Source organism: Bacillus taeanensis, from assembly GCF_003318295.1.
GTDB classification, from domain to species: domain Bacteria; phylum Bacillota; class Bacilli; order Bacillales; family UBA6769; genus Maribacillus; species Maribacillus taeanensis.
This window is the reverse complement of the sequence record NZ_QOCW01000003.1, coordinates 181,651-196,419: the sequence shown is the minus strand read 5'-3', so window position 1 is coordinate 196,419 and position 14,769 is coordinate 181,651. Positions and strand designations below refer to the sequence as shown.

Below are 14,769 nucleotides of genomic sequence, written 5' to 3'. Positions count from 1 at the left end.
TTGTAGTATATGAATAAAGCGGAGGATGTGTATAGGAGAAAAGTGGAAAGAATTTATCAATTTTCTACTGTTTTAGTTCGAAATGGCTGAAGTCTGCTCAATGTTCATTCTTTTTTGATAGACAATTTTAGATAATGTAATGCTGAACTCATATAAAATTAGTAAAGGAACGATCACTAAAATATCAGAAATAAAATCTGGTGGTGTAATGAGTATAGAAATAACAATGAGTGCAAAATAGGACATCTTTCTTGCTTTCACAAGCTTCAGCGGATTAACAATCCCAAGTCTGGTTAAAAACATAATTACAGCAGGCATTTCAAAAAGAAAGCCAAAAGGTAATGTTAAATTAATGACAAACTTAAAATACTTATCGACGGTAAAAAATGTTTCAAATTGATCTCCAGCTAGATTTTTTAAAAACGATAACACAAGTGGAAATAGAACAAAATATCCAAAAGCAATTCCAAATAGAAATAAAAAGAATAAACCAGGTATAAATGCTAGGGTTGCCTTTTGTTCATCCTTTGATAGAGCTGGTTTCACAAATTTCCAAGCTTGATAGGCTGCAGTTGGAATCGTTAATGCAATAGCAGCAACTCCGGCAATGACCATATAAATCCACAAAATATCTCCAGGTCCGAGCAGGGCTAATTTATCATCTAAATCTTTTATTAAAAATTCGTGGATATCTTTTACGAAGAGAAAAGATATAATAAGTGAAACTATAAAGGCGATTAAAGTAATAATAATTCGTTTTCTTAGTTCTTCCAAATGTTCAAGAAAGGCTATTTCTCGTTTATCCATATGTAAAACTCCTTTCACAAACAAGAAAGATGTAAGCAGGTTTTTGACCTACCTACATCTCTTGCATTTATTAGCTTCCAGTTTTGCTTGGATTTTTTTCAATAGCTTGAAGTTTATTTCCATCTTCTGTATTTTTCTTTTCTTCGCTGTCACCATTTACAAGGTCATTTGTTGCTTTTTTAAACTCTTTTAATGTGCTTCCAAATGCACGACCAATTTCAGGTAATTTAGAAGGTCCAAAAATGATTAAAGCGATCACGAGAATAAGAATTAATCCAGGAATTCCGATGTTTTGTAACATTGGATTACACCTCCTATGAAATAAAAGATAAGAAGCAGTAGGTTTTATAATATAGGCATACCATGTCGTTCTAATGCTGCAGCTTCTAAGGTCGACATTCCTTTGCTTTCAGCAAAGGCTGCCAGCTTGTCCGAAACACTTGGAGCTAAATGAGCAGGAGGAGCTGCATGGTTCATCGCACGTTGTCTCGCAGCATTTCTACGAGCAAATGGACCCCAAATGGCAAAGGTAATACCCGGAGATTGCATGTTGACAAAAAAGGTATTTCCATCAGTTGAAAACGTTGGTCCCGCAAATTCCGAACCGTTAAGTTGGTTTTCAGCAAATGGATAAACGTTCCCTTCTGGAGTAAGCCCGATAATTCGGTCATTTCCAGGTCCATCTTCAGCGATCCAAAGGTCTCCCCAAGGAGTAATTGTAATGTTATCTGGCATTTCTAAATCATTGCTAGCAGACGATTCATAGAATAGCTCTAAAGTATTAGTAGCAGGGAAGTAACGATAAATACGACCAAGGTTTTCCTTGCCAGCACTTGTGTCATCAAACCAGAATGCACCAGCAGCAAAATATGCTCCCTCTAAGCGGCTAAATTGAATACAGCCAAGCTCTCTTGCATCTTCTTTTGCTCGCTCAGGGTTGACTTTTTTCCAAATTATTCCAAATATTTGTCCGTTTGTAAAGTTACCTGCTGCTGCAGCAGGTAATTCGTCAATTGCTGCTGCTTCAAGAATACCGCCGTTTTGTAAAGAACCAAGCTTTTGACTGCGGTCATTTGGCGTAAAACGATAAAGAAAACTTGGGTTGTTATCTTCTGTTAAATACCAAATCCCTGTTGATGGATCAACAGCACATGCTTCGTGGGAAAAGTAACCCATATCTCGAATAGGAGTTTTAGACATTTCATTTTCAGGATCATGTGGATTCACTTCAAACACAAAGCCGTGACCAAGTTCACGAGTTTCTTCACAGGTTAACCAAGTTCCCCAGGTTGAAGGACCTCCAGCACAGTTGCGAATATTACCTGAATTAGAAACATATTCGTTGATAACTTTCTGATTAGGTGCAACAACGAGAGTAGTTGTTCCGCCAGCTGCACCTTTACTCCAAGGATTTTTCCCGTTTACAGGATATTGAGAGTTCGTTCCAAGTTCATGGTTTCGGACAAGGATTGTTGTGTTTTTAAGTCCTGGAAAGGCAGCCATTCCATCGTGTCCAGCAGGGACTAAATCACCGTTTGACATTTTGTCTCCCGTTCTCGAAATAATTTTGTAATGAAATCCTTCCGGAAGATCTAAGAGACCATCTGGATCCTTTACTAAAGGGCCATATCCGCCAAACCTACTTGTTGGATTTTCTTTTGATGCAGCTAGTCCACTTTTAGCAAATCCGAGTGAAGATAATCCAGAAGCACTAAGTGTTAATGCTGCAGTACTCATACCGCCAACCTTTAAGAAATCCCTGCGATTCATGTTTCCGTACTTGTTTCGGTTAACCAATGAAGGTCCCTCCCTGAATTTTTTAGGCTGAGCTGCCTTGGAGTGATTCTATAACCAACATAACAAGTAAACGTTAAGAGATTATGTTGCTATTATTAATTTTTTGTTAATTCAGAAAAAATAGTTCCTGAGTAGGAGGTCTAAAATACTGGAAAATGGAATAAGATCCCTAGGTTTTAAACTTTATATTTATAAAGCATATCTCTTTTATATTTTCCATACATTGAAATAAGAAATAGATTGGGAAGGAAGATAGAAGATGCAATTTTTTTATGGGCAGCAAATGCCGCTGCGTATTCTAGATGAAGCAGAATTTTGGAAGCATCAAGAAGAGGAACATACAGTGGTTATTCGAGAATTAGTCGCAAATCTTGAACAACAATTTGTGGATGCGTTAAGAAAGTGGGAGAAGGCTCTTTCCGAAACACATCAGCAGGTGGTGCGCTTTACTGAGTCTGTCATTCGCTCGCCGTATTATGTTCCGACAAAGCTTTATCAAGATGTTTTACAACTTGTTTCCTTCTGCTTGCAGCAAAGTCTAGAATTTATAAAGCTTTGTCAAATCATTAAAACAGAAAGCAAAGCGGTGAGTGAAAATCCAACAGCAAAAGTTGTGTTAGATCATATTATCCGTGAATCAGAGTATTTTGTTGGCATTGCTCAAACACTTCTTTATGGAGCAAATCATACATACTAGCCATAATATAGATAAAGAAACTGCTGTAGAGTAGTTTCTTTTTTTATGAGATGAATGAATATTGTCCCTTTTTAAGAACTCTTTAAGCACAAAAACATACTTATATTACAAGGTTATGCTGTGAGGAGTGTTCGTTATGTGGTTTGTAAATCTTTTAAAAGGTCATCGTACTCCAATTATTGTTGTACCAGGATTATTCGGTTCAATGAGTAATGAGATTATTCCGGGGACAGGAAGCTGGAGTTTTGGGATCGCTAAATATGCCTATGAGCCGTTTATAAACATGCTTGAAGAGATGGGATATGTCCAAAATAAGGATTTATTTATTGCTTTTTACGATTGGAGAAAGCAGATTCCGCATTCAGCAAAAGATTATCTTTATATGAAAATAAAGGAAGTGAAACGGAAAACAAAAGCGAAAAAAGTCCATCTTATTTGTCACAGTATGGGCGGGCTTGTAGCGAGGGCATATGTACAAAGTGATTATTATGAAAATGATGTTCAGCAGCTTATTATTTTAGCAACACCAAACGCCGGTTCTACCCCGAATTACAGTTATTGGACAGGAGGGAAAATGCCGGGACATGGTCATCATTTTAATGCCGTTCATCTTTATATGGAAGTTTACCTTTGGCTGCTTGGTAAGCTGTATAAAGGGAATCAAATTGAAGCGATTCATAAACATTTTAAGGGATTAAAAGATATTATGCCTGGTAAAGATTATGGAAGTTATCTTATCAATGAAAATAAAAATGGTACAATGTCCTTTCTTTCATATGAAAAAATGAAAACAAAAAATCCATTTATTGATTCTTTAAATGATAATCGCATTTTAATTGAAAAAAGAGGAATAAAAGTGACACTTATTGCGGGAATTGGGGAAGAAACTGTTCAATACTTAGAAGTGATTCCGTCTGATTCAAAAACAAAATGGGCAGATGGTCAAGTGGTTGGAGAAATTAAAACAGATGCCGGTGATGGCAATGCATCGTTAAACAGTGTATTTCTTATTAATGGAGATAAATATATGCTAAGAGGCAGTCATATTGAAATCTTGACAGAAAGTGAACCAATTTTACGCAAAAAACTGCTTGGAAAAGGGTTAAGCAATCATAAAAAAACTGCTAAAACAAAAGAAGAAAAAGATGAAATAATGATTTTAACAGAAGGGAAAGGAGACTTCTATATAAGTGAAGATAAGGAATATAAACATGTTAAAAAAGGAATGAACTTTACTTGTGGCAATATTCATTATGAGCAGTTCAGTGATACGTTGAGTTGTCTTTTAATAAGTGGTAAAGATCTAAATAATATAAGGTTAAAATATAGAGCTAAGAGTGAGAGGCCTGTTGAAATTATTATGAAACAAAAAGGAATGCAGGGAAAATCACTGCAAAATAATATGAGTGCTGAAAATGAAATAGAAATTATTTAAGTGAAGAGTTTAGAAGAATTGTTATAAAAGTTACACATATTGCAGTGGGATACAATGTATAGTAAAGTATAGTAGAAAAATAATCTTTAATATGAATATTTATCCAGTGAAAGGAAGCGAAGACAAACTATCTATAATTGGGCACTTTGATAGTTTTGAGCGATTAGTGCAACCGGCCATTAATTAACACTTGTTAATTGATGGTCTTTTTTAATGAATCAAACTTATCCCTTGAAATAGGAAGAAGAAATGGTTATAATAGATTTAGAACAAATGTTCGTATTCTGTTTAAAAGTAATATAAAGCACTTTTTGTAGAGACTTAATCGCTATTAAAATCAAAAATATATTTAATAAGTCATTTGAGATTAAATTTAAGGAGCTCGGAACAGTTGGTTTTATTTCGTATAAAACCGTAAAAAATCATATCAAATCGAGAGGAATTGGTTTTATATGAACTGTTCCGTGCTTTCAAGCCTCAGTGAGTGTAGTCTTTTGAAAGAAAGACAGCATGATGAACGACGTTGTCAGGGAGCGGTCAAGACATACCCTTGGATGTTTCTCCAGTCTGAGGCTCTATGAGTGCTAAGTAAGACCGTTTCCTACCTCTTGGAAACGAAACAGCGAACGCACACATCCCGTCTGATGACTTTGGCAAGGGGAACGATCCCCTTTTCGAAGGAGGCTGACCAGAGATGGTCTCATACTGTTTTGTGTTAGATCAAAAAGGAAGAAAACTCTCTCCGACAAATGAAAATAGAGGTTGGGTTCTCATTCGAAAAAACAAAGCAGCACTCATCAACAAGTTTCCAATGGTGATTCAGCTTTTTAAGGAAGTGCTAGACGAAGAAATCGATCAAACACCGATTCATTTTAATATCGATGATGGCTCTAAATTTACGGGCATTGCCCTTGTGCAGGAATGCCAAACAAAAAACAAACCGGTCTTTAAAGGAACAATCGAACACCGCACCGATGTAAAAGACAAAATGGACACAAGAAGAAGCTATAGAAGGTATAAACGCTCTCACAAAAAATATCGTCCAAACCGGTTTAATAACCGTTCATCATCAACAAGAGAAGGTCGTATCCCACCAAGTATCAAACAGAAAAAAGAAGCAACATTACGCGTGTTAAGAAAACTAATAAAATGGATTCGAATAAACCACATCCATTTAGAAAATGTGATGATCGATATTCGCAAGCTCGAAAAAGGCAGTCAACCTTATCGGTGGGACTACCAAAAATCCAATCGATTAGATGAAAACTTACGGTTAATGAGAGACGATTTTACGTGTCAAGATTGCAGAAAGAAACAATGCCGTTTAGAAGTTCATCATATTATTCCTAGACGTTTGCAAGGTTCAGATTCGATTCACAATCTCATTACGCTCTGTTCTTCCTGTCATGAAAACGTAACAGGAGAAGAAACCAATCATACGAAACGTTTCTTCGATAAGATTCAAGAAAAAAAGATCTTTTTCCATGATGCGATGCATGTGATGCAGGGGAAAACCTATCTCCAACAGGAATTGAAAAAAATCGCGCCTCTTACGCTCACAACAGGAGGAGATACGGCCAATCGACGGATAGACTGGGACATTGAAAAATCCCATTCAAACGATGCCATTGTTCTTTCCCAGTTACACGTTTCTTCTAAGCAGTGTCAAATCAAGGACTGGGTCATAAAACCAATGAGAAAGCGTTCCAAAAAGAAAACAGAAAAAGTCAATGGTTTTCAACATCGAGACTTTGTCCGTTATACGAAACGAAATGGGGACGTCTATGAAGGATATATTACGGCTCTTTATCCTAAAAAGAAGCAGTGTAATTTCACTACAACAGAGGGAAAGGTTTTAAAAAGGTATGGAGTAAACCGCCTTAAGCTTTTATGGCGTTTTAGCCACATTTATTTTTTGAATAAACCTGAATAAAAAAGGATGTGAATCTGGTTAGATCTGTTTTTTTCTATAATAAAACATGATTTTAGTTATTTTATATGAATTTAGATGGTTTTATATATTAAGATTTAAGGAGGTGTAATCCTGGTTGCTGTGGGAAGATCATTATTTTTTGTTTTTTCAGCAGTCAGGAGCAGCCGATGGGGAAAGTGATTGTTGTAACTTCAGGTAAAGGTGGCGTAGGGAAGACATCGTTTACAGCAAATTTTGGAGCAGGACTAGCACTTGAAGGCAAGAAAGTATGTTTAATTGACGCGGATATTGGCTTAAGAAATCTTGATATTCCTTTAGGGTTATCCAATCGTATCGTATTTGATATTTATGATGTAATGGACAGTAAATGTTCAATAGATAACGCTATTATAACGAGTAAAGATTTAAGTAATTTATCATTTATACCCGGCAGCAAAGACAGAACGATGGATGAGCTGAATATGAAACGATTTCAAACAATTGTTTCTGAACTTAAAAAAATAGTTGATTATGTAATTATTGATTCACCGGCGGGAATTGAAAGTGGGTTTGAGTTCGCGGTTTCTTCTGCGGATGAGGCGCTTATTGTGACAACATTAGATCAAACGGCTGTAAGAGATGCCGATCGTGTCATTGGAATTATTGAAGAGCGTTTTAATATTCCATTAAAATTTGTAGTGAATGCTGTTCCGATAAAAAAGAATAAAGTCCTTGGGAGTATTGATGTTATTAAGGAAACACTTCAAATTGAATGTCTTGGAAGCATTTATTGGAATGAAGTGTTTATTAATCAAAAAAGTATGGTTGTTATTGACCCTAAGATAAAAAGCGGCTTGGAATATCGGCAGCTTACTAGAGATTATTTAGGTGAGAGGTCAAGTCAACTAAATTCCTCTGATCACTTCTATAAAGATGAAAAGCACTTTTTAAACTTTCTTATGAAATTATGGAAACGGAAAGGTAAGGAAAAAAATCTTTCTCAAAAAGATATTTGCTCTTCCAATTCGTGATAGATGTGTTATCGTTACTTGAGGAAGAAAGCTAATATATACAGAATGTCTTATGATGTTTGAGGCAAGACTAACTTGTAGAGAAAGAGCTTTAGGAAGTAATGAAAGCGAAATGAGCAGTATGCTCAAATAGAAAGGGAATTTTATTTATGGAAAATTGGTCGGTATTATCAACACTTCAACCATTTTTGCAAGAGGCATGGCAGGAAGCAGGTTTTACTACTCCTACAAAGGTTCAAGAGCAGGCGGTGCCGTTCATTTTAGAGGGAAAAGATGTAATCGCTGAATCTCCAACAGGAACAGGAAAAACTGTTGCATATTTATTGCCGATTCTTGAAAAAATTGATCCTAAAAAAGAGAGTATTCAGGCTGTAATTTTAGCGCCGTCAAGAGAACTAGTGATGCAAATTTTTGAAGAAATTCAAAAGTGGACAAAAGGAAGCGGCATTACTCCTGCTTCTTTTATTGGCGGAGCGAATATAAAAAGACAGATCGAGAAGTTAAAAAAACGTCCACAAATTATTGTCGGTACAACGGGACGTCTAATTGAGTTAATGAAAATGAAAAAAATTAAAATGCATGATGTGAAAACCATTGTAGTAGATGAAGTCGATCAAATGATTGCTGAAAATAATCTTCAAAGTGTAAACGATATTATAAAGTCTACACTAAAAGAGCGACAAGTTGTGTTCTTCTCAGCAACAGTATCAAAAGAGGCTGAAGAAGCTGCTGGACAGCTAATGACTAAATCTGAACTGATTCGAATTCAGAAAGACAAACAAGAATTAGCAAAAGTTGAACATATTTATTTTGTATGTGAACGCCGCGACAAAATTGATGTGCTTCGCCGGATTATTCGAATGGAAGAACTAAAAGCATTAGCCTTTGTAAATGATATTGAAAAATTATCTGAAGCAGCTTCAAAGTTAGCTTATAGAGGTCTTTCGCTAGCTGTATTAGATGGAGAGTCATCAAAAAGGGAAAGAGAAGCAGCAATAAAAGATTTTCGCGCTGACAAAGTGTCCTTACTTCTAGCAACAGATGTCGCTGCAAGAGGGTTAGATATTGAAGGGTTAAAAGATGTGATTCATTTTGATCTTCCTGACGAGGCTTCTCAATATACACATCGTTCCGGAAGAACCGGGAGAATGGGTGCTTCAGGTCGAGTGATTTCAATCGTTACAGAACGAGAAGAACGTCATTTAAAACAGATTGCCCGTGAGTTAGGAATCCGTCTTGAAAAGAAAACCTTATTCAGTGGAAAAATGGTGGACAAAGATCAGAGAAGTAAATTCAGCAGTAAAAGCAAAGGGAATAACTATCCTAAAAAAAATAACAAAAAACTCCGCAAGTAAAACGCGGAGTTTTTTGTTTGGTGTCCAGCTTCAACGCCTATCTCCTCGACTCAAATAACATTACGATGTAAAGAAGCTTTTCTTACTTAAAATACTTTCGTTGTCCAAGATTCACAATTCCAAGTATCTGTAACAACATCATGATAAAATTCAGGTTCGTGGCAAATAAGCAGAATGCTTCCTTTGTATGCTTTCAGGGCGCGTTTCAGTTCATCTTTTGCATCCACATCAAGGTGGTTTGTTGGCTCATCGAGAATGAGTACATTTGTTTCTTTGTTAATAAGCTTACAAAGTCTTACTTTCGCTTTTTCACCGCCGCTCAACACTTGAATTTTGCTTTCGATATGCTTTGTTGTTAAGCCGCATTTTGCAAGAGCTGCGCGAATTTCATATTGACTGTAATGAGGAAACTCTTTCCATGCTTCTTCAATACATGTGTTTGTATTGGCTTCTTTTGACTCCTGTTCAAAATAACCAAGTTCTAAATAGTCACCAAGCTCAACCGATCCATTAAGTGATTTAATTTCACCTAGAATACTTTTAAGAAGTGTTGTTTTTCCGATTCCATTTGCGCCGACTAACGCAATTTTTTGTCCGCGCTCCATTCGTAAGTTTAATGGTTTAGAAAGCGGCTCATCATAACCGATGACGAGGTCAGTTGTTTCAAAAATTAATTTACCAGGCGCACGTGATGCTTTAAAATCAAATTCCGGTTTTGGCTTTTCTTTGCCAAGTTCAATCATTTCCATTTTATCGAGCTTTTTCTGACGGGACATCGCCATATTCCGCGTTGCAACACGGGCTTTATTTCTAGCAACAAAATCTTTCAATTCAGCAATTTCCTGCTGCTGCTTTTTAAAAGCAGATTCGAGCTGCTGTTTTTTCATTTCATGAACTTTTAAAAAGTTATCATAATCGCCAACATAACGGTTTAATTCTTGGTTTTCCATATGATAGATTAGGTTAATCACACTGTTCAGAAACGGAATATCATGAGAAATAAGAATAAAGGCATTCTCGTATTCTTGTAGATAGCGTTTTAACCAAACGATATGCTGTTCATCTAAATAGTTTGTCGGCTCATCTAAAAGAAGAATATCAGGCTTTTCAAGCAGCAGTTTGGCAAGAAGCACTTTTGTTCTTTGTCCCCCACTTAAATCATGAACATCACGATCAAGACCGATATCCTCTAAGCCAAGTCCGCGTCCGATTTCTTCAACTTTTGCATCAATTACATAGAAATCATTATTCGTTAACGTATCTTGAATCGTTCCTACATCTTCAAGAAGCTTTTCTAACTCTTCAGGTGTAACATCAGCCATTTTTTCGTACAATTTATTCATGTTATTTTCAAGATCAAAAAGATATTGAAAAGCACTTTTTAATACATCACGAATGGTCATTCCTTTTTCAAGTGCCGCATGCTGATCAAGATAGCCAACGCGAACGTGCTTTGACCATTCAACTTTTCCTGCATCAGGCTCAAGTTTGCCTGTTACAATGTTCATAAACGTAGATTTCCCCTCACCATTTGCACCAATTAGACCAATATGTTCCCCTTTTAAAAGACGGAAGGAAACATCATTAAAAATAGCACGATCACCAAAACCGTGACTTAAATTTTTTACTGTTAAAATACTCATGTTATGCTCCTTTTTATAAAAAGAATGTACAGCATATTAATAGAATAATAGCTGAATAATAGGGATGTTTTTATATGTTTAAAGCCTTTATCGTTAAAAATAAATGTCATACAAACTGATTATATATGAGTTGATACAATGATTAAAGGGAAGTTTAAGAATAGGTAATTATTTTCAATGTGATTTTTGTCACATAAAATATTTCTTTTATACGTCATAATCAAATGGTTTATAAGAATGATTGATTGAGAAAGTAATCATATGACATGTAAATGAAGAACAAGAAGGAAATTGACAAATAAGAAAACCCAGTGTTACATTTGTACCTCGGTGACTATTTTTTAGTGAATGAAATAAATTTAAAAGAAGCATTATGAAAACGAGAAAATTAGAACGATGCCACAATTAAAATGATTGTATAATTGGTGACATTTCCCTGAATACTAATCACAAAAAAAGTGCATGTTTCGTACAAGTTGTTTATGGAAAAAAGTGGTTGTTTAACCATTATCCAATTTTAACAGGAAATGAATAAGGTGTCTTTTTTCTTGGAAGCAGGCTTAATAGTAAAAAAGGAGCTTAACAATTATGAAAGAACTTCATACATTTGGGTGGTACGCAGCCCGCGTATCAAAGCATCTTCCTAAAGATGTATTTAAACCGGTTCCAGCACGTTTGTTAGGGGGACTTGCTTATTTAATGGTTGTAACTGCAGGTTTTCTTGCAATTGGTTTGTTTGATCTTCATCCATTGATTAACCTTGGTATTGCTGTTATTTTAGGTGGAAGTTTTGCGGCAATGGGTTTTTTAGGTCATGAAATCTTACATGGGACCGTAGTAAGAAAGGCGTGGCTTCGCGATTTGCTTGGGGCAATTGCTTTTTGGCCGTTAAGCACTGGTCCGCAGCTTTGGCGTAAATGGCACAATATGAACCATCATCTTCATACACAGGATGAAGAAAATGATCCTGATGCTTGGCCAAGCTTAGAGCAGTTTTCAAAAAGTCGTTTTGTAAAGTGGATTTATCGTTTACCGCTTTCATTCCGTGCATTCTCAAGCTTTAGTGCCCTAACGATTTCTTTTTCACTGCATTCATTGCGGATGTTTATCGTTTATATTAAAGAATTTAATCCGAAAAAACGCCGCTCTGTTTGGCTGCAGTTAATTTTACCTTGGGCAACTTGGATTGGATTGCTGTTTTTAATGGGGCCTGCAAACTGGTTTTTTGCATATCTGCTTCCATTATTAATTGCAAATTTCATTGTGATGAGTTATATTTCAACGAATCACCGTTTAAATCCGCTTGTACCGGTAAATGATCCTTTAGCAAACAGCCTGACTGTTACGGTGCCAAAATGGGTTGATGTGCTTCATTTTAATTTTTCATACCATACAGAGCATCATCTTTTTCCAGGGATGAGCCCAAAGTATTATCCATTAGTAAAGCAGCATATTAAAGAGATGTGGCCTGAGCGCTACCATGAAATGCCGATGGATAAAGCGCTGAAAGCGCTTTGGAAAACACCGCGCGTCTATTATAATCATAATGACTTAGTAGATCCACATGAAGGACGTCTTTACGGTTCACTTGGAAATGGTCTTGATCCAGAAAATATCCAATACCGTGAAACAGATATGGATGAAGAAAAAGAGAGTAAAAATATGGCTGTTAATCGTAATTTAAATGTAAAAAAAGGATAAATATAAACTAAAGCCCAAACAATATGTTGTTTTGGGCTTTTTTCTTATCAAGTAAATTTTTTTATAGTTTATGTAAAGGATCTTAAAAGTGAAAGTATTTTATAAGGAAAACAGAAAAAGCGTGAGCCGCCCCATTTATGGTACTATTATGGATAGCGACTTTGAGAGGATGTTACGATGAGTAAAACATTAGTATTAGCTGAAAAACCTTCTGTTGGAAGGGATTTAGCGCGTGTATTAAACTGCAGTAAAAAAGGTAATGGTTATATAGAAGGAAGTAACTATATCGTTACATGGGCTTTAGGACATCTTGTTACATTAGCTGATCCTGAAGTATATGACGAAAAATATAAATCATGGAACTTAGAAGACTTACCGATGCTTCCATCACGATTAAAGCTTGTTGTTATTAAAAAAACAGGAAAACAATTTCAAGCGGTTAAAGCGCAAATGAATCGTAAAGATGTTAATGAAATTGTGATTGCGACAGATGCGGGACGTGAAGGAGAACTTGTTGCCAGATGGATTATTGAAAAAGCGCATGTGAAAAAGCCGATTAAACGGCTGTGGATTTCTTCTGTCACAGATAAAGCAATTAAAGAAGGATTTCGTAAGCTTCGAAATGGCAAAGCGTATGAAAACCTTTATGCATCAGCAGTCGCGCGTTCTGAAGCTGACTGGTTTGTCGGCATTAATGCAACGCGTGCGTTAACGACTAAATATAATGCCCAGCTTTCTTGCGGCCGTGTCCAAACACCGACACTTGCGATGATTGCAACGCGTGAAGAAGAAATTAAAAATTTTAAGCCAAAATCATTTTACGGACTTCAAGCCGTAACAGACAGCAGTTTAAAGTTAACATGGCAGGACAGCAAAACAAATGACATAAGAACATTTGTAAAAGATAAGATTGAGAAGCTCGAAAAAGCGGTAAAAGGGAAAGCTGCTGAAGTATTGGAAGTAAATAAAACGGACAAGAAAAGCTATGCACCGCAGCTTTATGATTTAACAGAGCTGCAGCGAGACGCCAATAAACGGTTCGGCTATTCAGCGAAAGAAACGCTGTCAATTATGCAGAAGCTTTATGAGCAGCATAAAGTATTAACGTATCCACGGACAGATTCAAGGTATCTTTCAAGTGATCTTGTTGAGACGCTTCCAGACCGATTGAAAGCGTGCGGTACAGGAGAATATGCTAAATTAGCCTCGAAAGTTTTAAAAACGCCGATTAAGCAGAGTAAATCATTTGTTGATAACAGCAAAGTATCTGATCACCATGCGATTATTCCAACAGAAGAGCGCGTATCATTAAGCGCCTTAAGTGATAAGGAAAGAAAAATTTATGATTTAGTTGTAAAGCGTTTCTTAGCGGTATTGTATCCGCCGTTTCAATATGAACAAACGACGATTAAAGCGAAAATTGGCAATGAGAACTTTATCGCAAAAGGAAAACGAGTCCTTGCTCAAGGCTGGAAAGAAGTGTATGACAATCAGTTTGAGGATGAAGAGAATCAAGGAGATATGAAGGAACAGCTGCTGCCGAGCATTTCAAAAGGTGATATCTTAAAAATTTCAACTCTTTTACAAACGAAAGGAGAAACAAAGCCGCCGGAGCTATTTAATGAAGGAACGCTTCTATCTGCGATGGAAAATCCAGCAAAATATATGGCAGGTGAAGATCAATCTCTTATTAAAACGCTTGGTCAAACAGGTGGACTTGGTACGGTGGCAACGAGAGCGGATATTATCGAAAAGCTTTTTAACAGCTTTTTAGTTGAAAAGCAAGGGAAAGGAATCAAAGTAACCTCTAAAGGAAAGCAGCTTCTAGAACTTGTTCCTGAAGATTTAAAATCTCCTGCTTTAACAGCAGAATGGGAACAAAAGCTTGAAGCGATTTCAAAAGGCTCACTTTCCCAAACATCATTTATCAATGAAATGAAACAGTATGCAAAAACAGCTGTAAATGAAATTAAGCAAAGCGAACAAAAGTTTAAGCACGATAATTTAACTGGCAGTAAATGTCCTGACTGCGGTAAGCTGATGCTTGAAGTAAACGGCAAGAAAGGAAAAATGCTCGTTTGCCAAGATAGAGACTGCGGTCACAGAAAGAACATTTCAAAAGTTACCAATGCTCGCTGTCCAAACTGCCGTAAAAAGCTTGAACTAAGAGGACAAGGAGAGGGACAGATTTTTGTATGCCGCTGCGGTCACCGTGAAAAGCTTTCTACGTTTAATGACCGACGAAAAAAAGAGAAAAATACAAAAGTATCAAAGAAAGAAGTTTCAAAATATCTAAACAAGCAAAAGAAAGAAAAGGATGACTTTACAAACTCTGCATTAGCGGATGCTCTTGCAAAGCTTAAGTTAAAGTAATAATAAATTAAATGACAA

10 protein-coding genes, 1 pseudogene and 1 riboswitch are annotated in these 14,769 nt (G+C 36.3%); of the genes and pseudogenes, 7 read left to right on the top strand and 4 right to left on the bottom strand.

Features of this window, described 5'->3' with window-relative positions:
- Window positions 1–72: 72 nt before the first annotated feature.
- The 3 genes from tatC to DS031_RS04860 form a co-directional block, all read right to left on the bottom strand.
- Window positions 73–807, bottom strand: a complete 735-nt coding sequence (gene tatC / locus DS031_RS04870; RefSeq protein WP_113804800.1) for a twin-arginine translocase subunit TatC — start codon at window positions 805–807, stop codon at window positions 73–75.
- Between the two features lie 70 nt (window positions 808–877).
- Entirely contained in the window at window positions 878–1,108 is a 231-nt protein-coding gene (locus tag DS031_RS04865) for a twin-arginine translocase TatA/TatE family subunit (RefSeq protein WP_113804799.1), read from the bottom strand.
- A gap of 44 nt (window positions 1,109–1,152) precedes the next feature.
- Window positions 1,153–2,604 carry an alkaline phosphatase PhoX gene (locus tag DS031_RS04860; RefSeq protein ID WP_245947214.1) on the bottom strand — a complete coding sequence of 484 codons (1,452 nt, stop codon included), beginning with the start codon at window positions 2,602–2,604 and terminating at the stop codon, window positions 1,153–1,155.
- 259 nt (window positions 2,605–2,863) lie between these two features.
- On the opposite strand from DS031_RS04860, the gene DS031_RS04855 reads away from it, so the two are divergent.
- From DS031_RS04855 to DS031_RS04835, 5 genes and pseudogenes are all read left to right on the top strand, one after another.
- Entirely contained in the window at window positions 2,864–3,301 is a 438-nt protein-coding gene (locus DS031_RS04855) for a DUF2935 domain-containing protein (RefSeq protein ID WP_113804798.1), read from the top strand.
- A 136-nt stretch (window positions 3,302–3,437) separates the two neighbouring features.
- Window positions 3,438–4,391 (top strand): annotated as a pseudogene (locus DS031_RS04850) (esterase/lipase family protein); the annotation flags it as partial.
- A 448-nt stretch (window positions 4,392–4,839) separates the two neighbouring features.
- Window positions 4,840–4,923, top strand: a riboswitch (cyclic di-GMP riboswitch).
- 507 nt (window positions 4,924–5,430) lie between these two features.
- Window positions 5,431–6,669, top strand: coding sequence for an RNA-guided endonuclease IscB (gene iscB / locus DS031_RS04845; RefSeq protein WP_113804796.1), 1,239 nt, complete (start codon window positions 5,431–5,433; stop codon window positions 6,667–6,669).
- 167 nt (window positions 6,670–6,836) lie between these two features.
- Complete coding sequence (minD, locus tag DS031_RS04840; RefSeq protein ID WP_113804795.1) at window positions 6,837–7,679, top strand: septum site-determining protein MinD; 843 nt, start codon at window positions 6,837–6,839, stop codon at window positions 7,677–7,679.
- 149 nt (window positions 7,680–7,828) lie between these two features.
- Window positions 7,829–9,034 carry a DEAD/DEAH box helicase gene (locus DS031_RS04835; RefSeq protein ID WP_113804794.1) on the top strand — a complete coding sequence of 402 codons (1,206 nt, stop codon included), beginning with the start codon at window positions 7,829–7,831 and terminating at the stop codon, window positions 9,032–9,034.
- 86 nt (window positions 9,035–9,120) lie between these two features.
- Here DS031_RS04835 and DS031_RS04830 read toward each other — a convergent pair whose 3' ends face one another.
- Complete coding sequence (locus tag DS031_RS04830) at window positions 9,121–10,677, bottom strand: ABC-F family ATP-binding cassette domain-containing protein (protein WP_113804793.1); 1,557 nt, start codon at window positions 10,675–10,677, stop codon at window positions 9,121–9,123.
- Between the two features lie 588 nt (window positions 10,678–11,265).
- Between DS031_RS04830 and desB the strand changes: the two genes are divergently transcribed.
- Together desB and DS031_RS04820 are read left to right on the top strand one after the other, a co-directional pair.
- Complete coding sequence (gene desB / locus DS031_RS04825; RefSeq protein ID WP_113804792.1) at window positions 11,266–12,378, top strand: Delta(10) desaturase DesB; 1,113 nt, start codon at window positions 11,266–11,268, stop codon at window positions 12,376–12,378.
- Window positions 12,379–12,555: 177 nt separating this feature from the next.
- Window positions 12,556–14,751, top strand: a complete 2,196-nt coding sequence (locus DS031_RS04820; protein ID WP_113804791.1) for a DNA topoisomerase III — start codon at window positions 12,556–12,558, stop codon at window positions 14,749–14,751.
- The last annotated feature ends 18 nt before the right edge of the window (window positions 14,752–14,769 follow it).

Bases quoted from the DNA above. Each gene is read 5' to 3' on its own strand.
- tatC (WP_113804800.1), bottom strand. From the start codon at position 807: ATGGATAAACGAGAAATAGCCTTTCTTGAACATTTGGAAGAACTAAGA.
- DS031_RS04865 (WP_113804799.1), bottom strand. From the start codon at position 1,108: ATGTTACAAAACATCGGAATTCCTGGATTAATTCTTATTCTCGTGATC.
- DS031_RS04855 (WP_113804798.1), top strand. From the start codon at position 2,864: ATGCAATTTTTTTATGGGCAGCAAATGCCGCTGCGTATTCTAGATGAA.
- iscB (WP_113804796.1), top strand. From the start codon at position 5,431: ATGGTCTCATACTGTTTTGTGTTAGATCAAAAAGGAAGAAAACTCTCT.
- minD (WP_113804795.1), top strand. From the start codon at position 6,837: ATGGGGAAAGTGATTGTTGTAACTTCAGGTAAAGGTGGCGTAGGGAAG.
- DS031_RS04835 (WP_113804794.1), top strand. From the start codon at position 7,829: ATGGAAAATTGGTCGGTATTATCAACACTTCAACCATTTTTGCAAGAG.
- DS031_RS04830 (WP_113804793.1), bottom strand. From the start codon at position 10,677: ATGAGTATTTTAACAGTAAAAAATTTAAGTCACGGTTTTGGTGATCGT.
- desB (WP_113804792.1), top strand. From the start codon at position 11,266: ATGAAAGAACTTCATACATTTGGGTGGTACGCAGCCCGCGTATCAAAG.
- DS031_RS04820 (WP_113804791.1), top strand. From the start codon at position 12,556: ATGAGTAAAACATTAGTATTAGCTGAAAAACCTTCTGTTGGAAGGGAT.